This window comes from Azonexus hydrophilus DSM 23864 (assembly GCF_000429605.1).
GTDB lineage: Bacteria > Pseudomonadota > Gammaproteobacteria > Burkholderiales > Rhodocyclaceae > Azonexus > Azonexus hydrophilus.
Genome location: NZ_KE386925.1, coordinates 771409 through 793109 on the forward strand (window position 1 = coordinate 771409; position 21701 = coordinate 793109).

Below are 21701 nucleotides of genomic sequence, written 5' to 3' on the forward strand. Positions count from 1 at the left end.
TTATTTTCTCCCCGTATCCCGGTTCAGCGCAGGCCGATCCACAAGCCCACGATCACCACGACAAGCACCACTGCCCAGCCCAGCCTGTCGATATAGCGATGCAGTGCTTCCTCCATCCGTGCCCCACCCCAGGCCATCAGGCCGGCAACCAGGAAAAAGCGCAGGCCGCGGCCGACGATGGAAGCCAGCGTAAACGGCAACAGCGCCATCGACAAGGCACCAGCGGCGATGGTGAATACCTTGTAGGGAATGGGCGAGAAGCCAGCGACGAAGACCGCCCAGAAGCCCCATTTCCCGAACCACTCGACCGCCGTCTGGTAAGCCGGCCAGTAACGGCTTTCCTGCAGCCAGGGCTGGATCGCATCGAGGGCGAAATAACCGATCAGGTAGCCGGCCAGACCGCCAAGCACCGATGCCAAGGTGGTGATCAGCGCCAGCCGCCACCAGCGCGGCGGGTTGGCCAGCGCCATCGGCGCCAGCATGACATCGGGCGGCACCGGAAAAAAGGACGATTCGGCAAAACTCAGACCGCCCAGATACCAGGGCGCGCGTGGATGACGCGACCAGTCCATGGCCCGGCGATAGAGGGGAGAAAAGAGTTTCATCAATGAGCTTCTTCGGAAAGCGGGGTTTCAGCAGGATGCGGCTGGATCCGGGTGGCCAGCAGGGTATAGACCGCCGGCACCACGAACAGCGTCAGGAAGGTACCGAGCAGCAGACCGCCGACGATGACCCAACCGATCTGCTGACGCGATTCGGCCCCGGCGCCGGTGGCCAGCGCCAGCGGCACGGCGCCGAGGACCATGGCCCCGGTAGTCATCAGGATCGGACGCAAGCGCAGTTCGGCGGCTTCAATCACCGCTTCGCGCAGTTCCCGGCCCTTTTCCTGCAGCTGGTTGGCGAATTCGACGATCAGGATGCCGTGCTTGGTAATCAGGCCGACCAGCGTGACCAGGCCGATCTGGCTGTAAACATTGAGCGTGCCGTCGGTCGCCCAGAGCGCGAACAGCGCGCCGGCCATCGACAGCGGCACGGTTAGCATGATGATCAGCGGATCGCGGAAACTCTCGAACTGCGCCGCCAGGACCAGGTAGATGAAAGCCAGCGCCAGCACGAAAGTGATCGCCAGCGACGCCGACGACTGGCGGAACTCGCGCGTCTGCCCGTTGTAATCGACGGCGTAGCCCGGTTTGAGCATCTGCCCGGCGACCCCGTCCATGTAGGTCAGCGCCTCACCCATGGTGTAGCCCGGCGCCAGGTTGGCGGTGATGGTCACCGCCCGGCGCTGGCCGAAGTGGTTGAGCTCCCGGGGCGCCACGGTTTCCTGGACGTCGAGCAGGTTGTCGAGCGAAATCATGCTGCCATCGCCGCCGCGCACGTAGATGTCGCGGATGTCGTCGGGCGACCGGCGGTCGCTGTCGGCGACCTGGACGATCACGTCGTACTGCTCGCCGTCGCGCTTGAAGCGGGTCACCTGGCGGCCACCGAGGAAGGTTTCCAGCGTCCGGCCGATGGTCTCGACCGGTACGCCCACGTCGGCCGCCTTGTCGCGCCGCACCACCACCGACAGCTCCGGCTTGTTCAGCTTGAGGTCGGTATCGACGTTGGTCAGCCCCGGATTCTTCGCCAGTTCGCCGAGGAATTGCTGGGTCACCTGCTGCAGTTCCTCATAAGGCGCCGAGGTGACGATGACGAAATTGATCGGCCGCTCGCGCGGACTCTGGCCGAGCGACGGCGGCGTCACCGGGAAAGCCATGACGCCGGGCACGGCGGCGAACTTGGGGAACAGTTCCTTGGCGATGTCGGACGAACTGCGCGAGCGCTCGCTCCAGTCGCTCAGGCCGACGAAGGAAATGCCCTGGTTCACGGTCGGGTTGCCGGAAACGACGAAATAGCGCTCGATATCCCGGGTCTGGCTGTAGATGTTTTCCAGTTGCTGCGCGTACTTCTCGGTGTAGTCCAGCGTGGCGCCATCCGGCCCGTTGAACACGCCGATGATCACGCCGCGATCCTCGATCGGCGCCAGTTCGGATTTCAGCGCCTTGAGCAGGACGCCGCAGGCGACGGCGACGGCGACGAAAGCGACGAAGACGATCCAGCGATGGGCCAGCGCCTGCGTCAGCACGCGACGATAGCCGGTGTTGAGCCAGTTGAGGAAGGACTCGATCAGCATGAAGCCCTTCGAATGCTTTTCCTCGTGCTTGAGCAGCACCGAGCACATCATCGGCGACAGCGTCAGCGCAACGAAACCGGACACCAGCACGGCGCCGGCCAGGGTCAGCGCGAACTCGATGAACAGCTTGCCGGTGCGCCCGGTCATGAACGCGACCGGCGCGTACACGGCGGCCAGCGTCAACGTCATCGCGACCACGGCAAAGCCGATTTCCTTCGCCCCCTTGAACGCCGCCTCGCGCCGCGACATGCCTTCCTCGATGTGGCGGTAGATGTTCTCCAGCATCACGATGGCGTCGTCGACGACCAGGCCGATGGCCAGCACCAGCGCCAGCAGCGTCAGCGTGTTGATGGTGAAGCCAAGCACGAACATGATGGCGAAGGCACCGATCAGCGAGACCGGGATGGTGACCAGCGGAATCAGCGTCGCCCGCAGGTTGCGCAGGAAGAAGAAGATGATCGCCAGCACCAGCACGATGGCTTCGGCGATGGTGGTGAACACCGACTTGATCGAGCGGTCGATGAACACCGACGAATCGTAGGAAATATCGACGCGCATGCCCTCGGGCAGCTCTTCGGTGATACGCGGCAGTTCGGCGCGCAGGGCCTTCGACAGTTCGAGCGGGTTGGCCGTGGCCTGCTTGATCACGCCCAGCGACACCGCCGAGCGCCCCTTGAAGCGCACCGAAGTCCGTTCGGCGGCAGCGCCGATCTCGACCCGCGCGACATCGCCGATACGCACCGGGTAACCATCGACATTGCGCAGGATGACCGCGCTGAATTCTTCCGGCGTACGCAAGTCAGTGGTCGACACCACGGAAAACTCGCGCTCGACGCTCTCGATACGCCCGGCCGGCACTTCGACATTCTGCCGGCGCAAAGCATCCTCAACATCGGCCGGCGTCAGCCGATAGGCCGCCAGCCGCTGCTTGTCCAGCCAGATGCGCATGGCGAACTTGCGCTCGCCGAACACGCGCACGTCGGCAGCACCGGTCAGCGTCTGCAGCTTGGGCTTGACGATACGGTTGGCGACGTCGGTGACTTCCAGCGGCGAATGTTTCTCGGACGAGAACGCCAGCCAGATGATCGGGTTGGCGTCGGCCTCGACCTTGGCGATGACCGGCTCGTCGACTTCGTCGGGCAGGCGGTTACGCACTCGCGAAACGCGGTCGCGGACGTCGGCAGCGGCCGAATCCGGCTCGCGTTCGAGCTTGAAGCGCACCGAAATCTGGCTGCGCTCGGCGCGTGAGATCGAGGTGATCACCTCGACGCCCTCGATGCCGGCCAGCGAATCCTCGAGCGGCTTGGTCACCTGCGACTCGATGATGTCGGCCGAGGCGCCACGGTAATCGCTGGTCACCGTGACCACCGGCTCGTCGATCTTCGGGTACTCGCGCACCGACAGGCGATCGTAGGAAACGATACCGATCAGCATCACGACCAGCGACAGCACGGTCGCGAAGACCGGCCGTTCGATGCAGATTTCCGAAATTCTCATGGCTTGCCCTGGGCGCCTTCAGCCGCCTTCGCTCCCGGCACCGTCACCGGCGCCCCCGGGCGCAGCTTCAGCTGGCCAGCACTGACCACGACATCGCCCGCCGCCAGTCCGTCGACAATCTCGACCTGGGCATCGCGGCGGATGCCGGTACGGACCACAACCCGCTCGGCCTTGCCATCGACCACCTTGAACACGGCCGGCTTGGCGCCCGGCATGATGGCTTCTTCCGGCACCATCAGCACGCCCTTGCGCTCGCCGAAGGCCAGCCGCAGACGGACGAACATGCCCGGCCGCAACTGACCGGCGGCATTGTCCAGCCGCGCACGCACGGCGATCGAGCGGCCGTTCGGATCGATCTGCGGATCGATGGCCTCGACCTTGGCGACGAATCGCTGCCCCGGCAGCGCATCGCTGCCCAGCTCCAGCGACTGCCCAGCCTTGACCCGCTCCAGCCAGGTTTCAGCCAGACGGAAATCGACGCGCAGGCTGCTGACGTCCTCGATATTGACCAGCGCCTCGCCTTCCTTGATATAGCTGCCGACGCTCACGTCACGCAACCCGACGATGCCGCGGAACGGCGCCTGGATGCGCATCTTCGCTGCCTTGGCCGCCGCCAGCTGGACCGCCGCTTCCTGCACCTTCAACGTCGCTGCCGAAGCATCGAGCGCCTGCGGGCTGATGAATTTCTTTTCCAGTAGTTCCTGGTTGCGCTTGAAGCTGGCCAGCGCCAGGTCGCGATTGGCCCGGGCCTGCGCCAGTTCGGCGTCGGGAATGGTGGCATCGAAGGCGATCAGCAGATCGCCCTTGTTGACCAGCGCACCATCGCGAAAGCCGATCCGGGTGATGCGCCCGCTGACTTCCGGACGCAGCACGACCGATTCGGCAGCCTTCAGCGTGCCGACGGCGGTGGTGTCATCGGCGAAATCAACCGCCAGCACGGTGGCGACTTCGACCGCCACCGGCCGTGCCGGTGCCGCCTGAGCTGCCGGTGCGGCGGCCTTCTGGGCCGGCGCGGGCGCCGGCGCTTCGCTGCGGTTGGCCGACCAGGCATAGAAACCAAGTCCCAGCAGACCGGTAAAGGAAAGCGCAAGAACGCCACGACGTTTCATCTTGTTCATGGTGGGGAGATTCCTGGGCTTGGCCCGAGATTGATCATTCCAGACGGATTGTACCCAACATCGCCTCCGACACCGACCGCGTCAGCGTTTTCCCTTGCGGGAGAAGCGAAGGCGTCGGCGCAGGCGAGATGGCCACGGGCCTGCAGGGACTCGTCGAGCAAGGCAACCTTGACCTTGACGACACCGGCCTGGAGCATTTCCAGGTAATCGGCGGCAGATTTCGAAATATCGATGACCCGCGTCCGATGCCGGCGATGCATGCGGTCATTGATGCGGACCACGACGCACAGGCCATTGGACGGACGCAGCACGGCAACGTGGCTGCCGAGCGGGAAGCGGTTGCTGGCGGCGCTGAAGACGGTCTTGTCGAAAACCTCACCGCTGGCCGTCTTGCGGCCATGGAACTTGCTGCCGTAGTAACTGGCCAGCCCTTCGACCACGGCGACCGGCGACGGCGCCTCGGCAACCGCCGCCAGGGTCAGGCCCAGGCCGCAGCAGAGCGCCGCGACCCGCCTGACAAGATCAGATGACGACGGTCTGCGCCTCGTCACCCTGACGGGCCCGGATCGTGCCGATGCGGTAAACCGCTTCGCCCTGCGCCTTCAGCTCGGCCATCGCCGCATCGGCGTCGGCCGCAGCGACGACAACGACCAGGCCGATACCGCAGTTGAAGGTGCGGTGCATCTCGCTCTCGGCGACATTGCCTTCGGCCTGCATCCAGTCAAACAGCTTGGGACGCGGCCAGGCGGCCTTTTCCAGTTCGGCGACGGTGTTTTCCGGGAGCACGCGCGGCACGTTTTCGAGCAGGCCGCCACCGGTGATGTGGGCCATGCCCTTGATCGCGACCTTTTCCATCGTCGCCAGCACCTGCTTGACGTAGATGCGGGTCGGCGCCATGACCACGTCGGCCAGCGAACGATCGCCGTCGAACGGCGCGTTCATGTCCGGCTTGGAACGGTCGATGATCTTGCGCACCAGCGAGTAGCCGTTGGAGTGGGCGCCGGAAGACGCCAGGCCGAGCACGACGTCGCCCGGGGCAATCGACTTGCCGTCGATGGCCTTGGATTTTTCAACGACGCCGACCGCGAAACCGGCGAGATCGTATTCGCCGGCCGGGTACATGCCCGGCATTTCGGCGGTTTCGCCACCGATCAGCGCGCAACCGGCCAGTTCGCAGCCCTTGGCGATGCCGCCGACGACGGCAGCGGCGGTATCGACATCGAGCTTGCCGCAGGCAAAGTAATCGAGGAAGAACAGCGATTCGGCGCCAAGCACCAGAATGTCATTGACGCTCATCGCGACCAGATCCTGGCCGACGGTGTCGTGACGATTAAGGTCGAACGCCAGCTTCAGCTTGGTCCCGACACCGTCGGTCCCGGACACCAGCACCGGCTCCTTGTAACGCTTGGGCACTTCGAACAGGGCGCCGAAGCCGCCAATGCCGCCGAGCACGCCGTCGCGCAGCGTCTTCTTGGCCAGGGGCTTGATGCGCTCGACGAGGGCATCGCCGGCATCGATGTCGACACCGGCATCACGGTAGGAGAGGGAGGTATTCTGGGTCATGATCTTGAAAGCTCGCCGGAAGCAGCCCAAGGGCCGCTGGAAAAAACTGCGATTTTACCCGAAAGCCGGCCGAGCCCCTAACCCATGGCGCCGGGTCTGCTAAAATCGCGGGTCCGTCTTTCCGGCGCCCGGCATGGCGCCCATCCCGTGGAGATTTCACCGATGTACCAGTCCCCCCTGCTTCAGGATCTGCATGAGCGCGGTCTGATCGCCCAGCTCACCGACGCGGAAACGCTCGACAAAATGCTGCAGGAGGAGAAGATCACGCTGTATTGCGGCTTCGATCCGACCGCCGACAGCCTGCATCTCGGCCACCTGGTGCCGGTACTCATCCTCAAGCGCTTCCAGCAGGCCGGGCACCGGCCGATCGCGCTGGTCGGCGGTGCCACCGGCATGATCGGCGACCCGAGCTTCAAGGCGACCGAGCGCAAGCTCAACACGCCGGAGGTGATCGCTTCCTGGGTCGGCAAGATTCGCGGCCAGGTCGAGCCCTTCCTGAGTTTCGAGGGCGACAACGCGGCGCTGATGGCGAACAACCACGACTGGTTCGGCGCCATGAACTGCCTGGAATTCCTGCGCGACATCGGCAAGCACTTCTCGGTCAATGCCATGATCAAGAAGGAATCCGTGCAGCAGCGACTGGTGCGCGAGGACCAGGGGATTTCCTACACCGAGTTCTCCTACAGCCTGCTGCAGGGCTACGATTTCGCCGAACTGTTCAAGCAATTCGGCTGCAAGCTGCAGGTCGGCGGTTCCGACCAGTGGGGTAATATCGTCGCCGGTACCGACCTGACCCGTCGCCTGCACCAGACGCAGGTCTATGGCATGACCGTGCCGCTTATCACCAAGGCCGACGGCACCAAGTTCGGCAAGACCGAATCGGGCGCCATCTGGCTCGACCCGAAGAAGACCTCGCCCTACGCCTTCTACCAGTTCTGGCTGAACACGGCCGACGCCGACGTCTACAAGTTCCTCAAGTTCTTCACCTTCCTGCCGATCGAACGCATCAACGAGATCGAAGCGGCCGACCAGGCCAGCGGCGGCAAGCCCGAAGCCCAGCGCATCCTGGCCGAAGAGGCGACCCGCCTGGTGCATGGCGAAGTCGCGCTGATGGCGGCGCGGCGCATCACCGAATGCCTGTTCTCCGGCCAACTGGCCGATCTGACCGAAAACGACCTCGAACAACTGGCCCAGGACGGCATGCCCGGCATTGCGCTCGACAGCGCCGCCGACGGCCTGATCGACGCGCTGGCAGCCAGCGGCCTGGCCAAGTCGAAGTCGGAAGCGCGCACCTTTATCCAGGGCGGCAGCGTGACGATCAACGGCAACAAGGCCGATTCGCTCGACCACCGCCTCGTCGGCGACGACCGCCTCTACGGCCGCTTCACCATCCTGCGCCGGGGTAAGAAGCAGTACGCGATGCTGCGCTGGCAATAAGCCGACAATGCGCCAGCTGATCCTCGACCTGCTGCCGGAAAGCCCGCCGTCGCTGGACAATTTCGTTGCCGGCGGCAACGACGAGACGTTGGCGGCATTGACCGGCTGGCTGGCCGGCACGCTGGAAGCGACCGCCTTCTGCCTGCACGGTGAGGCCGGTTGCGGCAAGACCCACGTGCTGCTCGCCTGCGGTTTCAACTACATCGACGCCGCCGCCAATCCCGGCCTCGACGGCGTCACCGCCGACGGCCCGCTGGCCGTGGACAATGTCGAAGCACTCGACGCCAGCGGCCAGATTGCCCTGTTCGCGCTGTTCAACCAGCTCCGCGCCAGTGGCGAACGCCTGCTCACCGCCGCCGGCCAGCCGCCCTCGCACCTGGCACTGCGCGAGGACCTGCGCACCCGCCTCGGCGCCGGCCTGATCTACCGGCTGCAGCCGCTGTCCGACGCCGAAAAGGCCGCCGCGCTCGCCGCCCAGGCCAGGGAACGGGCGCTCAAGCTGACGCCCGAAGCCATCGACTACCTGATGCGCCACGCGCCGCGCAACATGCGCGCGCTGTCGGCGCTGATCGTCGCCCTCGACCGTTACACCCTAGAACACAAGCGCGCGGTGACGCTGCCGTTGCTGCGCGAACTACTCACTCAGGAAGCCACCGTATGAACCTCGCCCTTTTTGATCTCGACAACACCCTGCTCGCCGGCGATTCCGACTTCGAATGGGCGCAGTTCCTTATTTCCAAGGGCGTCGTCGATCGCGAAGTCCAGGAAGCCAAGAACGTCGAGTTCTACGAGCACTACAAGGCCGGCACGCTCGACATCGACGCCTTCCTCGAATTCCAGCTGGCGCCGCTGACCCGCCACCCGCGCGCCGAACTCGACGCCTGGCACCGCGAGTACATGGACCGCCACATCCGCCCGCTGATCGGCGACCAGGCGCGGGCGCTGGTGCGCAGCCACCTCGATGCCGGCGACCTGTGCGTGATCGTCACCGCCACCAACAGTTTCGTCACCGGCCCGATTGCCCGCGAATTCGGCATCCATCACCTGATCGGCACGATTCCGGCGGTCGACGTCAAGGACGGCGCTTTCTTCGGCACGTCGACCGGCACGCCGTCGTTCCAGGCCGGCAAGATCGTCCGCGTCGAGCAGTGGCTGGAAGCGCACGGCCTGTGGTGGGGCAGCTTCGACAACAGCTATTTCTACAGCGATTCGCACAACGATCTGCCGCTGATGAAGCACGTCCGCACCCCGGTCGCCGTCGATCCGGATGACAAACTGTGTCATCACGCCACTGAAATGGGCTGGAAAATCATCACATTGCGGTAAAATTCCCGCTTTTCGCAGCGCAACATGCGCTTGACCCTCAGGCACCCGTGATCCGCAAACTCATTTCCCGCGTCTTCCGCGGCAACAAGAACAAGGGCAACCGGCATGAGCCGGCCGTGATTCCCGTCTCCAGCCACGGCATCACCCGCGACCGCCTGTCCAGCGGCAGCCGGCGTACCTGCGAGACGCTGCAGGCCGAAGGCTTCAAGGCCTACGTCGTCGGCGGCGCCGTGCGCGATCTGCTGATCGGCGCCGACCCCAAGGATTTCGACGTCGCCACCAATGCCACGCCGGAAGAAGTGCGCCGCTGCTTCCGCCGCTCGCGCATCATCGGCCGCCGCTTCCAGATCGTCCATGTGATGATGGGCCAGGAAGTCATCGAAGTGACCACCTTCCGCGGCACGCTCGACGAGACGACGAAGAAGGACGAACACGGCCGCGTGCTGCACGACAACGTCTTCGGCTCGCAGGCGGAAGACGCCGCCCGCCGCGACTTCACCGCCAACGCACTGTATTACGATCCGACGACCGAAACCGTCATCGACTACCACCACGGCGTCGGCGACCTCAAGGCCAGGACGCTGCGCATGATCGGCGAACCGCGTGCCCGCTACCGCGAGGACCCGGTGCGCATGTTGCGCGCCGTGCGCCTGGCGGCCAAGCTCGGCCTGTCGATCGACCCCGAGGCGAAAAAGCCGATCCGCGAGATGGCCGAACTGCTGGAAAACGTTCCCGCTGCCCGCCTGTTCGACGAGATGCTCAAGCTGCTGACCTCGGGTCACTCGGTCAAGTGCATCACGCAACTGCGCGACGAGGGCCTGCACCACGGCCTGCTGCCGCTGCTCGACGTGATCCTCGAACAGCCGCTCGGCGAGAAGTTCGTCATGCTGGCGCTGGCCAGCACCGACGAACGCGTCCGTCGCGGCAAGGGCACCTCGCCCGGCTTCCTGTTCGCGACCCTGCTCTGGCACGAAGTGCTGGCGCACTGGGACAAGATGAAGGCCAAGGGCGAAGCCAAGATTCCGGCGCTGTTCCAGGCCATGGACACGGTCCTCGACGTGCAGGGCGAAAAACTCGCCATCACCCGCCGCATTGCCGGCGACATCAAGGACATCTGGGCGCTGCAACCGCGTTTCGAACAGCGCGCCGGCAAGCGCCCCTACGCCCTGCTCGAACAACCGCGCTTCCGTGCCGGTTACGACTTCCTGCTGCTGCGCGCGCAGGCCGGCGAAATCGACATGGAACTGGTCGAATGGTGGACGCGCTTCCAGAACGCCGAAGGCGACAAGCGCGCCGAAATGCTGCTGCCGGAAGCCGCCGGCGACAAGAAGAAGCGCCGGCGCCGGAAAAAACCGGCCAACGCCACGCCCCAAGCCAGCGACGCATGAGTCTCGCCTACATTGCCCTGGGCGCCAATCTTGGCGACCCGGCGGCCACCGTCAACGCCGCTTTTGCCGCGCTCGACCAGTTGCCGCAAAGCCGTCTGCTGGCCAAATCGGCGCTTTACCGCACGGCGCCGGTCGGCATCGCCGACCAGCCGGAATTCGTCAATGCCGCCGCCCTGATCGACACCACGCTGGCGCCGGAAGCCTTGCTCGACGCGCTGCTCGGCATCGAACAAGCCTTCGGGCGCGTCCGTGCCGAACGCAACGGCCCGCGCACGCTCGACCTCGACATCCTGCTCTACGACGACCTGATGCTGGCGACGCCGCGCCTGACGCTGCCGCACCCGCGCCTGCACCTGCGTGCCTTCGTCCTGCAGCCGCTGGCCGACCTGGCGCCGGACTTGGCCATCCCCGGTCGCGGCCGTCTGGCCGCCTGGCTGCCGGCGGTTGCCAACCAGGGTATCTGCCGCCTTTGATTTAACCCTTGCCACTTCGGCGCCGCTGTGTATCCTTGGCGCCGTCAACAACGCCACGGGACGCCCATGTCTGCTCAAAGCATCACCCGCCGCCTGACCCAGGCCGACCTCGCCAAGCTCTATGCTGCCGGCGAGAAGGTCGCCATGTTCACCTGCTACGACGCCAGCTTCGCCCGCCTGCTCGACGGCGCCGGCGTCGACTGCCTGCTGATCGGCGATTCGCTCGGCAACGTCATCCAGGGCCACGACACCACGCTGCCGGTCACCGTCGCCGACGTCGCCTACCACACCGCCGCCGTCAAGCGCGGTGCCGAACGCGCCTTCATCATTGCCGACATGCCGTTCGGCAGTTTCCAGGAATCCCCGGAAGCCGCCTTCCGCAACGCCGTCACGCTGATGGCCGCAGGGGCACAGATGGTCAAGCTCGAAGGCGGTGCCGAGATGGCCCCGACCATTCAATTCCTGGTCAGCCGCGGCATCCCGGTCTGCGCCCACGTCGGCCTGACGCCGCAGTCGGTGCATGCGCTCGGCGGCTACAAGGTCCAGGGTAAAGGCGACAGCGCCGCCCGCAAGCTGCTCGACGACGCCGTCGCAGTACAGCATGCCGGCGCCACGATGATCGTGCTCGAAGCGATTCCCGCCGCGCTTGCGACCGAAGTCACGGCTGCGCTGCACATCATCACCATCGGCATCGGTGCCGGCAAGGATTGTTCGGGCCAGGTCATGGTGCTGCACGACGCTTTCGACATCCCGCCGGGCAAGAAGGCCAAGTTTGTCCGCAATTTCATGGACGGCGCCAGCAGCCTGCACGACGCTGCCTGCCGCGCCGTTGCCGCCGTCAAGGACGGCAGCTACCCCGGCCCGGAACACACCTACGCTGCCTGAGATCATGCACATCCATTCCCGCATCGCCGACCTGCGCGGCGCGCTGGCCAAGCGTGGCCGCATCGTTTTCGTGCCGACCATGGGCAACCTGCACGCCGGCCACATCAGCCTGATGGAACAGGCCCGTGCGCACGGTGACACCGTGGTCGCGTCGATCTTCGTCAATCGCCTGCAGTTCGGCCCGAACGAGGATTTCGACAAGTACCCGCGCACCTTCCAGGCCGACTGCGACAAGCTCACCGCCGCCGGCGTCGACGTCCTGTTCGCACCGACCGAAGCCGACCTCTACCCCGAGCCGCAGGAATACTTCGTCGAACCGCCGGGCATCCAGAACATCCTCGACGGCGAGTTCCGCCCCGGCCACTTCCGCGGCGTTGCCACCGTCGTCACCAAGCTGTTCAACTGCGTCCAGCCGCAGGCGGCATTGTTCGGCAAGAAGGACTACCAGCAGTTGATGGTCATCCGCAACATGACCCGGCAACTGCTGCTGCCGATCGACATCATCGGCGGCGAAACCGTGCGCGCCGACGACGGCCTGGCGCTGTCCTCGCGCAACGGCTACCTGAGCGCCGACGAACGCGCCGAAGCACCGCGCCTGTACCGGCTGCTCAACGAAATCCGCGACGCCGTCCGCAATGGCAACCGCGATTTCGCGGTATTGGAACAAGCCGCCATCGCCGAACTGAATGCCAAGGGCTGGACCACCGATTACATCGCCATCCGTCGCCAGCACGACCTGTCCCCGGCCGGCGACGACAAGCAGGCGCTGGTGATCCTTGCCGCCAGCCGCCTGGGCAAGACCCGGCTGATCGACAACCTGGAAATCTAATCCAATAACATATACCGACGGTATACACGAAGCACCGGTTTGCATTTAGAATATGCCACTTCACTAGCCGCAGCCTGCGGTGAAGCGCGCCATAATCCAGGAGCAAACCATGAGCAGCAATTCCAGAACCGATATTCACGACCGCTCGATCAACGCCACTTACGACATCACCGGGGATATCCGTAATGTCAGCCTCGGCAAGGGCAACGATGTCTTCAAGATTTCCGGGCACGTCCGTAGCATCGACACCGGCGACGGCAATGACAGCATCACCATTGGCGGCAATGTCGACCATGTGAACGCCGGCCGCGGCGACGACACGGTCAAGATCATGGGCAACGCCCGCCACGTTGATCTTGGCGCAGGCAACGACCAACTGGAAGTTGGCGGCAATCTCGATCATGTCAATGCGGCCTGCGGGGCTGGCGACGACATCGTCACTGTCGGCGGCAACCTCCGCTACGCCCACCTCGGCGACGGCAATAACCAGATCACTGTCGGCGGCAACGCCGATTGCGTATTCACCGGCAAGAACAATGACAAACTGCTGGTCGGCGGCGACCTGAGGCACGCCAACCTCGGCCACGGCGACAACTGTACCGTGGTTGAAAAGAACATCGACACCATCATCGGCTACAGCGGCAAGGATTACGTCCGCGCCGGTGGCGACCTGAAGACGGCTTGCCTGCACGACGGCGACAACGTCATCCTCGCCGAGGGTAACGCCGACAACCTGCACACCGGCAGCGGCAATGACCGCATCGTGGTCGAGGGCGACCTGCGCTACGCCAGCCTGGGCAATGGCAACGATCAGGTGTACGTCGCCGGTAACGTCACCTGCTCGATCAATGGGGGATCGAACAATGACAGCATTCATGTCGCCGGCAACCTGAAACACGCCTCGCTCGGCTGGGGGGACGACAAGCTGGTGGTTCTCGGCAGCATCGACACCGTTCAACTCGGCGCCGGCCACGACCAGGCCTGGATTGGCGTGAATGAAGGCTACCTCGATGCCTCCTGTGGCAACGACACGGTCTATGTCGGGACCAACAAGAAGCTCATTCACATGGGTTCGGGCGACGATCAACTGATCCTTGGCAGTTTTGCCAACAAGACCGTGGTCGATGGCGGTTGCGGTAACGACACACTGACCCTGGTCGGTGACGCCAGCCAGTTCATCATCCAGAAGAACAAGTACGGCGGCTACACGGACATCACCGACATCAGCAACGGCAACAAGATGACGGCCTGGTGGTTCGAGGAAATCAAGTTCGTCGCGGATACCCCGGAAGCGGATATCGTCGATCTCAATTTCGTCGACGATGTCTATTCCATCCCCTGCTTCCAGTAAGCCCCGGCGCCCGGCCCGCATTCGATGCTGACCGTTCCGCATCAGACGATACGGCTGTCCCTGCGCGCCTGCCGGGACAGCTTCATCAACGTGGGCCTGTTCAGCATGTGCATCAACATTGCCATGCTCGTTCCGGCCATCTACATGCTGCAGGTCTATGACCGGGTAGTCGTCGGCGCCAGCATGCCGACGCTGTACATGCTGACCCTGCTGATGCTGGTTTTCCTGATCGCCATGGGGGTGCTCGAATGGGCACGCCAGGACATCATGCGCCGGGTCAGCAATCGTCTCGACCTGCAGCTTGCCCCCTTGCTGTTCGATGTCGGTTACCGTCAGGCCTGGCTCTCCGCCGGCATGGCCGCAGGCACGCAACCGCTGCAGGATCTCAAGGGCATACGCCAGTTCGTCTCATCGCACGGCCTGTTTGCCTTTTTCGATACGCCCTGGGTACCCGTCTATCTGCTGGTGATGTTTGCCTTCCATCCGTGGATCGGTTTGATCGGCCTGCTCAGCGCCCTGCTCCTACTCGGCATCACCCTGGCCAACGAACGCCTGACCGGCCAGCACCAGAAGGCGGCCGAACAGGCTTACCACGAGGCCGGCCGGATGCTCACGCAAGTGCTGCGCAACAGCGAAGTCATGAGCGCCATGGGCATGCTGTCCCGGCTCCGCCAGCGCTGGCTATCGGAAGGCCGGGGTGCTCTGGTCAAGCAGAACGCCGCCGCGGAAATTTCGTCGATCCTGACCGCCGTCTCGAAAAGCCTGCGCATCATCATCCAGTCACTGATCCTCGGCCTGGGCGCCTATCTGGCCATTCGTCAGGAAATATCGCCGGGCATGATGATCGCCGGCTCGATCCTGCTTGGCCGCGCGCTGGCCCCGATCGATCAGATGCTTGGCAGCTGGAAGCAATTTGCCACCGCCCGCGAACAATACCAGCGACTGAACGCCAGTCTGCACGCCGATCCCGCCCCAGAAACCCGGATGACACTGCCGACGCCGCGCGGCGAAGTGCGCGTCGAAGACATCGTCGTGACTGCACCCGGCGGCAACAGCCCCTTGCTCAGCGATGTTTCCTTCCACTGCGCCCCGGGGACCATCGTCGGCGTGATCGGCCCCAGCGCCGCCGGCAAGTCGACGCTGGCCCGTGCCCTCCTCGGCATCTGGCCCTGCGTCAAAGGTAGCGTCAGACTGGACGGTGCCGAAATCCACGGCTGGAACAAGGATGAGCTGGGCAGTCACATCGGCTATCTGCCCCAGGACATCGAACTGTTCGAAGGCAGCGTCAGCGACAATATTGCCCGATTCGGTCCGGCCGATCCGGAGAAGGTCGTCCAGGCAGCACGCGACGCCGGCATCCACGACATGATCCTGCGCCTTCCGCAAGGCTACGATACGCAACTGGGCAACGGCGGCAGCAAGCTTTCCGGCGGCCAGCGCCAGCGCCTGGGCATTGCCAGGGCAATTTACGGCCGGCCGTGCCTGATCGTCCTCGACGAACCCAACGCCAACCTCGATCACGTCGGCGAAGAGGCGCTTCTGGAAACGCTGGATATCCTTCGGGAAAACGCCTCGACCGTGTTCCTGATCACCCACAAGACCCGGATTCTTTCCGCCACCGACAAACTGCTGGTGCTGGCCGATGGCAGCCTGTCGATGTTCGGCCCCCGCGACCGCGTACTCGCCGAACTGAACAAACTGGCGCCGGTTCGACAGATCAAGGAGGCCTGGGCATGAACCCCGTCGGCACCGAACTGCCCCCCGTATCTGACGAACTGGCGGCCATTGTCGACACGGGGCGGGCGCGCCGGATCGGCCTGGGCGTCATCCTGTCGGCCTTCGTTCTCTTCGGCGGCTGGGCCTTTTTCGCCCCGATTGCCAGCGCCGTGGTTGCCGCCGGCGTGGTCAAGGTCGAACTTGAACGCAAGAGCATCCAGCATCTTGAAGGCGGTATCGTTCGCGAGATTCATGTCCGCGAGGGACAGCATGTCGAGCCGGGGCAATTGCTGATCACGCTCGACCAGACGCAATTCCAGGCCGACATGGAAGTCGGCGACAGCCAGGTGCATGCCCTGCGCGCCACCGAGGCCAGGCTGAAAGCCGAGCGTGACGGTTTACCGGCAATTGTCTTTCCCGACGATTTCGCCGGCGAGATCCCGCATCTCGCCCAATTCATCGACAGTGAAAGCGCACTCTTCCAGGCACGCAAGGGATCCCGCCAGGGCGAGATCAAGGTCTTGCAGGGGCGCATCCAGCAATCCGAATCCCAGATTGCCGGCTTGCAGCAGATCAATGCCCGCAAACAGGAAATACTGCAGTCCCTGCAATCCGAACTCAGCGACTTGCAACGACTGGTCGCTGGCAATTTCATCAGCCGGCACAAACTCAGCCAGATCGATCGACAGATTTCCGAATTGCGCGGCGATATTGCCGAAAACGATGCCAACATCGCCAACCTTCGCGTCCAGCAACGGGAAACCCGACTGCTCATCGACTTCCGCAAGGCCGAATTCCGCACTGCCGACATCGATGCACTGACCGAAACCCAGAAGAAACTCGACGAGTTGCTGAAAAAATCGATGTCGCTGGAAGATCGCGTCAAGCGTGCCAGCATACGGGCCCCGGTGGCTGGCCAGGTGATCGGCCTGCGCACCAATTCACCCGGCGCCGTGCTGCAGCCCGGCACCCATATTCTCGATATCGTCCCGGCCGGCGCCGATCTGGTGATCGAGGCGCGTATTTCACCGGCCGACGTCGACAGCGTACGCATCGACCAGCTCGCCGACATCCGTTTCACCGGCTTCAAGGCCACCACCACACCGGTGGTCGAAGGGCGCCTGGTGCACCTGGCCGGCGACCGCCTGATCGACGAGATGACCGGTACCCCCTACTTCACCAGTCACATCCATCTGACCGCCGAAGGCCTGCAACACCTGAAGCGTTTGAATCTGCGGATACAACCCGGCATTCCCGCCGAAGTCATCATCAACACCGGTGAACGCACGCTACTCCAGTATCTTGCCCAACCGATCAGCAATGCGCTGGCCAGAACATTCCGCGAGGACTGATTTCACTCGAAAAAGATCGTTGACAGCGAGTCCAATGCCGTTAAAATTCGCTTCCCCCAACTTTCTGGATGAGTGAAAAACCATGCAGAGAACCATGTTGAAATCCAAGCTGCATCGCGTGACGGCAACCCACGCCGACCTGCATTACGAAGGCTCCTGCGCGATCGATGAAGATCTGCTGGAAGCCGCCAATATCAAGGAATACGAGCAGATCGACATCTGGAACGTCAACAACGGCGAGCGTTTCACCACCTACGCGATTCGTGCCGAACGCGGTTCAGGCGTGATCTCGGTCAATGGCTCGGCTGCCCGCCGCGCCGCACCGGGTGACATCCTGATCATTGCCACCTTCGCCGCCTATACCGAGGTTGAACTGGCCCGCCACGAGCCGGACCTGATCTACGTCGATTCGCAGAACCGTATCGTCCGTCGCGGCCACAAGATTCCGGTTCAGGCCGCCGCCTGAACTGACGACCTGCACCGTCGATGACGAAGCCCGCCTCTTGGCGGGCTTTTCTTTTTCTGTACAATCCGTTGCACTATTTTTAAAAAAACCAACGGAGACAAACATGGGCGTGGTATTCGCCAAGACACAGAAAGGGCATGAAGAGCTCACCGCCAAGTCCGGCGGGCTGACCCCGCGTCAGCGACGAGTACTGATCATGGTCGACGGCAAACGTACCGTCGATGAATTGCGGGAGATGCTGCAGGCCGACGACCTCCAGCACACATTGGGACTGCTTGAGGAATCCGGCTTCATCGAAATCGGTGCCGTCAAGGATGCCGCAACCGGCGCCACCCAACCTGCACCAGCCGAACCGCTACCGTCGATCACGGCCTTCCGTCCGGCACCGCAACCGGCCAATTCCAAGGATATGGAGCAGGCGCGCAACTTCATCCAGAACACCTTGAAGACCTTCTGCGGCCCGTTCGCCCATCTGCACATCGTCGAAGCCGCCTTCGCCGCGCAAACGCATGAGGAGTTGCGGTTGCAGTTCGATCCCTGGTTCCATGCCGTCGTGCAGACCCGTGAGGGTCGCCGACGGGCCGAGGAACTGCGGACGATGTTGCTGAAAGTGATCTAGCCGGCCGATTCGTCGGACTTCTTGGCGCCATCGGCCTTTTTCGGCTTGCGGCTGCGCGTCGTTTTTCTGGCCGGCTTCTTCTCTTCCGCCACGGCGACTGTTTCGAGCGGCGTCGCCGCCGGCGCTTCCGTCGTTTCGACGACGGCCTCGGCCGCCTTGCGCGGGCGTCGAGCGCCGCGCTTGGGTTTGTCCGTGGTTTCAGCGATCACCACCGGCGCTGGCTGAGGCGGCTCGGACGAGACAGGCTCGGCCACTGGCGAAACGCTCTCAACGGACACCTGCGCTGGCTCTTCCGGCCGGCTATCCTTGCGCGTACGCCGGCCACCGCGACGACGACCGCCCGATTTTTCCTCGACAGGTGCCGCCACAGCTTCCGTTTCGCCGGCAGCCGGCGTTTCCGGAGCTTCCAGTTGCACTTCAGGCGCTGCGTCGGCGACGACCGGCTCGCTATCCTGCGGCCGTGCACGCGTCACGTAGGTGCCGGACTTGTCGTCGCGCCCGACCAGCAGCAGGCCACGGCTAGCCGCCTCTTCGAGCAGGTTGCCGAAGGTTCGGTAGCCGTAATAGCTCTCGCTGAAGCCGGGATTGCGCCGCTTGACCACTTCCTTGAGCACCGAAGCCCAGATGCGTTCGGCTTCGCCGCGATCGGCCATGAGGTCGGAAAAGGTGGCACAGACCAGATCGACCGCCTTGGCCTTGCGCTCTTCCATCTTCTCGCGCCGCTTGGCTTCCTCTTCCGGCGAACGCTTCTCGCGTTCGCGTCGCTGCCCGCCACGCTGTGCCTCGCGGTCGCGGACCAGATCGTCGTAATAGATGAATTCGTCGCAATTGGTGACCAGCAGGTCGGAGCAGGATTGCTTGACGCCGACACCGATGACCTTCTTGGCATTCTCGCGCAGCTTGGAGACCAGCGGCGAGAAGTCGGAATCGCCGGAAATGATCACGAAGGTATCGACGTGCGACTTGGTGTAACACAGGTCGAGCGCATCGACGACCATGCGGATGTCGGCCGAATTCTTGCCCGACTGGCGCACATGGGGAATTTCGATCAGCTCGAAATTGGCCTCGTGCATGGCGGCCTTGAAGCTCTTGTAACGATCCCAGTCGCAGTAGGCCTTCTTGACCACGATGCTGCCCTTGGCGAGCAGACGCTCCAGCACCGGGCGGATGTCGAATTTCTCGTATTGCGCGTCGCGTACGCCCAGCGCAATGTTCTCGAAGTCGCAGAAAAGCGCCATGCTGGCGGTGTCGTTGGCGGCCATGGAGTCGATCCGTTTTGATGAAGGCCGCAGTATACCGCCAGCACGATCAGCCGCTCCGCAAATCCGCCGTTTCCTCGTCGGTGAACAACCGGGAGCGTGTGATGAAACATTCCCCGCTGCCGCATTCGAGCGAGAAGGTTCCGCCCTGCCCCGGCACGGCGTCGATGATCAGTTGGGTGTGCTGCCAATATTCGTACTGGGCCGCGCTGATGTAGAACGGCACGCCGCCGATCTCGCCGAGCCGGATGTCCTGGGCCCCCAGCGTCAGTTCGCCGTCGAGGTAGCAATTCGGGCTGCTGTTGTCGCAGCAGCCGCCCGACTGGTAGAAGAACAACGCCGTTCCGTGCGTGTGCTGCAAATGCTCGATCAGGGCCAGGGCGGCGGGTGTGGCAATAACGCGTTCGACCATGTCATCCTCCAAAAAAAATACGGGGGCCATCGGCCCCCGTCAAAGCCCACAAGGGCACGCAGAGTCGGAGAAGAAATCCGCTTAGAAGAAACCCAGCTTCTGCTCGGCGTAGGAGACGAGCAGATTCTTGGTCTGCTGGTAATGATCAAGCATGACCTTGTGCGTTTCGCGACCGATGCCCGATTCCTTGTAGCCGCCAAAGGCGGCGTGCGCCGGGTAGGCGTGGTAGCAGTTGGTCCATACGCGACCGGCCTGGATGGCGCGGCCCATGCGGTAGGCGACATTGCCGTTGCGGCTCCAGACGCCGGCACCGAGGCCGTAGAGCGTGTCGTTGGCGATCGCCAGGGCTTCGGCTTCGTCCTTGAAGGTGGTCACCGCGAGCACCGGCCCGAAGATTTCTTCCTGGAAGATGCGCATCTTGTTGTGGCCCTTGAACAGCGTCGGCTGGATGTAGTAGCCGCCTTCGATGTCGCCGCCGAGGTGGGCGCGCTCACCACCGATCAGCACCTGGGCGCCCTCTTCCTTGCCCAGCTTGAGGTAGGACTCGATCTTGTCCATCTGGATCTGCGAGGCCTGCGCGCCCATCATCGTCTCGGTGTCGAGCGGCGAACCCTGCTTGATCGCGGCGACGCGCTTCAGGCAGCGCTCCATGAAGGCATCGTAGATCGATTCCTGGATCAGCGCGCGGCTCGGGCAGGTGCACACTTCGCCCTGGTTGAAGGCGAACAGGACCAGGCCTTCGATCGCCTTGTCGAGGAAGCCGTCGTCCTTGTCCATGACGTCGGCGAAGAAGATGTTGGGCGACTTGCCGCCCAGTTCCAGCGTCGCCGGGATCAGGTTGTTGGCGGCAGCCTGGGCGATGACGCGGCCGGTGGCGGTGGAGCCGGTGAAGGCGATCTTGGCGATGCGCTTGGAGGTGGCCAGCGGCATGCCGGCTTCACGACCCAGACCATTGACGATGTTGAGCACGCCCGGCGGCAGCAGGTCGGCGATCAGGTCGACCAGGATCAGGATCGAGATCGGCGTCGATTCGGCCGGCTTCAAGACCACGCAGTTGCCGGCGCCGAGCGCCGGGGCCAGCTTCCAGGCGGCCATCAGGATGGGGAAGTTCCAGGGGATGATCTGACCGACGACGCCGAGCGGCTCATGAATGTGGTAGGCCATGGTGTTCTCGTCGATTTCCGAGATGCCGCCTTCCTGCGAGCGCAGGCAGCCGGCGAAGTAACGGAAGTGGTCGACGGCCAGCGGGATGTCGGCGTTCAGCGTTTCGCGGATCGGCTTGCCGTTGTCGACGGTCTCGGCGTAGGCGAGCAGTTCGAGGTTCTGTTCGAGGCGGTCGGCGATCTTGAGCAGGATGTTCGAGCGGGTCGCGGCATCGGTCTTGCCCCACTTCGGGAAGGCGGCGTGGGCGGCGTCGAGCGCCAGCTCGATGTCTTCGGCGGTGGAGCGGGCAACCTGGGTATAGACCTTGCCATTGACCGGGGTCACCACGTCGAAGTACTGGCCTTTGACCGGGGCGGTCCATTGGCCGTTGATGAAGTTGTCGTACTTGGCCTTGTAGGCGATTTTTGCGCCAGCGGCGCCGGGGGCTGCGTAGATCATCTTGTCTCCTGTCTTTTACGAATGAGTGAATCAGTTGCCTGATGGCCAGCAACCCATATCAAGGGCCGTGCCAGAACAACACATCATTGATTCAAAAAGAATTTCCAGAAATCGACCAGCAGCCAGGCGACGACTGGAACGTCGCACAAGGAAACAACTGTCACATTCTGGAACAGTGTCCGGCAATTCGTTCGCCAGGGCTTGCATGCCCGGCCCGGCCCCCTATACTCCCGAT

General features: G+C 63.7%; 20 protein-coding genes. 12 read left to right on the forward strand and 8 right to left on the reverse strand.

Translation table 11 applies throughout. The features are described 5' to 3' along the window. Positions 1–23 precede the first annotated feature (23 nt). From G471_RS0114995 to purM, 5 genes are read right to left on the reverse strand one after another with little or no spacing between them, the layout of a single operon-like run. The gene (locus tag G471_RS0114995) at positions 24–605 is read right to left on the reverse strand and encodes a YqaA family protein (protein ID WP_028996049.1); all 582 of its coding nucleotides are present in this window, start codon (positions 603–605) and stop codon (positions 24–26) included. After that, complete coding sequence (locus tag G471_RS0115000) at positions 605–3670, reverse strand: efflux RND transporter permease subunit (RefSeq protein WP_028996050.1); 3066 nt, start codon at positions 3668–3670, stop codon at positions 605–607. The genes G471_RS0114995 and G471_RS0115000 overlap by 1 nt, the downstream gene beginning before the upstream one ends. Next, the gene (locus tag G471_RS0115005) at positions 3667–4788 is read right to left on the reverse strand and encodes an efflux RND transporter periplasmic adaptor subunit (protein ID WP_245580566.1); all 1122 of its coding nucleotides are present in this window, start codon (positions 4786–4788) and stop codon (positions 3667–3669) included. The genes G471_RS0115000 and G471_RS0115005 overlap by 4 nt, the downstream gene beginning before the upstream one ends. Then, positions 4785–5339, reverse strand: coding sequence for a septal ring lytic transglycosylase RlpA family protein (locus G471_RS18500; protein WP_081700297.1), 555 nt, complete (start codon positions 5337–5339; stop codon positions 4785–4787). The genes G471_RS0115005 and G471_RS18500 overlap by 4 nt, the downstream gene beginning before the upstream one ends. Next, positions 5311–6351, reverse strand: coding sequence for a phosphoribosylformylglycinamidine cyclo-ligase (gene purM / locus G471_RS0115015; RefSeq protein WP_028996052.1), 1041 nt, complete (start codon positions 6349–6351; stop codon positions 5311–5313). The genes G471_RS18500 and purM overlap by 29 nt, the downstream gene beginning before the upstream one ends. Before the next feature lie 162 nt (positions 6352–6513). Here purM and tyrS point away from each other — a divergent pair, with 162 nt between their 5' ends. The 12 genes from tyrS to G471_RS0115075 all read left to right on the forward strand — a co-directional run bounded on the left by tyrS (position 6514) and on the right by G471_RS0115075 (position 18193). Continuing rightward, positions 6514–7788 carry a tyrosine--tRNA ligase gene (gene tyrS, locus G471_RS0115020; RefSeq protein ID WP_028996053.1) on the forward strand — a complete coding sequence of 425 codons (1275 nt, stop codon included), beginning with the start codon at positions 6514–6516 and terminating at the stop codon, positions 7786–7788. 7 nt (positions 7789–7795) lie between these two features. After that, on the forward strand, positions 7796–8449 hold the full coding sequence (gene hda / locus G471_RS0115025; RefSeq protein ID WP_028996054.1) for a DnaA regulatory inactivator Hda: 654 nt from the start codon (positions 7796–7798) through the stop codon (positions 8447–8449). Further along, positions 8446–9114 (forward strand): histidinol-phosphatase, encoded by a 669-nt coding sequence (locus G471_RS0115030; RefSeq protein ID WP_028996055.1) that lies wholly within the window; start codon positions 8446–8448, stop codon positions 9112–9114. The genes hda and G471_RS0115030 overlap by 4 nt, the downstream gene beginning before the upstream one ends. 47 nt (positions 9115–9161) lie before the next feature. Further along, positions 9162–10502, forward strand: coding sequence for a polynucleotide adenylyltransferase PcnB (gene pcnB / locus G471_RS0115035; protein WP_028996056.1), 1341 nt, complete (start codon positions 9162–9164; stop codon positions 10500–10502). Then, positions 10499–10975 carry a 2-amino-4-hydroxy-6-hydroxymethyldihydropteridine diphosphokinase gene (gene folK / locus G471_RS0115040; protein ID WP_028996057.1) on the forward strand — a complete coding sequence of 159 codons (477 nt, stop codon included), beginning with the start codon at positions 10499–10501 and terminating at the stop codon, positions 10973–10975. The genes pcnB and folK overlap by 4 nt, the downstream gene beginning before the upstream one ends. Positions 10976–11041: 66 nt before the next feature. Further along, entirely contained in the window at positions 11042–11860 is an 819-nt protein-coding gene (gene panB, locus G471_RS0115045) for a 3-methyl-2-oxobutanoate hydroxymethyltransferase (RefSeq protein ID WP_028996058.1), read from the forward strand. Positions 11861–11864: 4 nt separating this feature from the next. Further along, complete coding sequence (panC, locus tag G471_RS0115050; RefSeq protein ID WP_028996059.1) at positions 11865–12689, forward strand: pantoate--beta-alanine ligase; 825 nt, start codon at positions 11865–11867, stop codon at positions 12687–12689. 109 nt (positions 12690–12798) lie between these two features. Next, positions 12799–14040: a calcium-binding protein gene (locus tag G471_RS0115055; protein ID WP_028996060.1), complete on the forward strand. Its 1242-nt coding sequence runs from the start codon at positions 12799–12801 to the stop codon at positions 14038–14040. Between the two features lie 24 nt (positions 14041–14064). Next, complete coding sequence (locus G471_RS0115060; protein WP_028996061.1) at positions 14065–15777, forward strand: type I secretion system permease/ATPase; 1713 nt, start codon at positions 14065–14067, stop codon at positions 15775–15777. After that, positions 15774–17108: an HlyD family type I secretion periplasmic adaptor subunit gene (locus tag G471_RS0115065; protein WP_028996062.1), complete on the forward strand. Its 1335-nt coding sequence runs from the start codon at positions 15774–15776 to the stop codon at positions 17106–17108. The genes G471_RS0115060 and G471_RS0115065 overlap by 4 nt, the downstream gene beginning before the upstream one ends. A gap of 94 nt (positions 17109–17202) precedes the next feature. After that, positions 17203–17574 carry an aspartate 1-decarboxylase gene (panD, locus tag G471_RS0115070; protein WP_245580567.1) on the forward strand — a complete coding sequence of 124 codons (372 nt, stop codon included), beginning with the start codon at positions 17203–17205 and terminating at the stop codon, positions 17572–17574. Between the two features lie 103 nt (positions 17575–17677). Next, complete coding sequence (locus G471_RS0115075; protein ID WP_028996064.1) at positions 17678–18193, forward strand: hypothetical protein; 516 nt, start codon at positions 17678–17680, stop codon at positions 18191–18193. On the opposite strand, the gene G471_RS0115080 is transcribed toward G471_RS0115075, so the two are convergent. The 3 genes from G471_RS0115080 to exaC all read right to left on the reverse strand — a co-directional run bounded on the left by G471_RS0115080 (position 18190) and on the right by exaC (position 21466). Next, positions 18190–19455, reverse strand: coding sequence for an NYN domain-containing protein (locus G471_RS0115080; protein ID WP_028996065.1), 1266 nt, complete (start codon positions 19453–19455; stop codon positions 18190–18192). The two genes, G471_RS0115075 and G471_RS0115080, sit on opposite strands and share 4 nt — an antisense overlap. A 46-nt stretch (positions 19456–19501) precedes the next feature. Continuing rightward, positions 19502–19864 (reverse strand): DUF779 domain-containing protein, encoded by a 363-nt coding sequence (locus G471_RS0115085; protein WP_028996066.1) that lies wholly within the window; start codon positions 19862–19864, stop codon positions 19502–19504. Positions 19865–19945: 81 nt separating this feature from the next. Then, entirely contained in the window at positions 19946–21466 is a 1521-nt protein-coding gene (exaC, locus tag G471_RS0115090; RefSeq protein WP_028996067.1) for an acetaldehyde dehydrogenase ExaC, read from the reverse strand. Between the last annotated feature and the right edge of the window lie 235 nt (positions 21467–21701).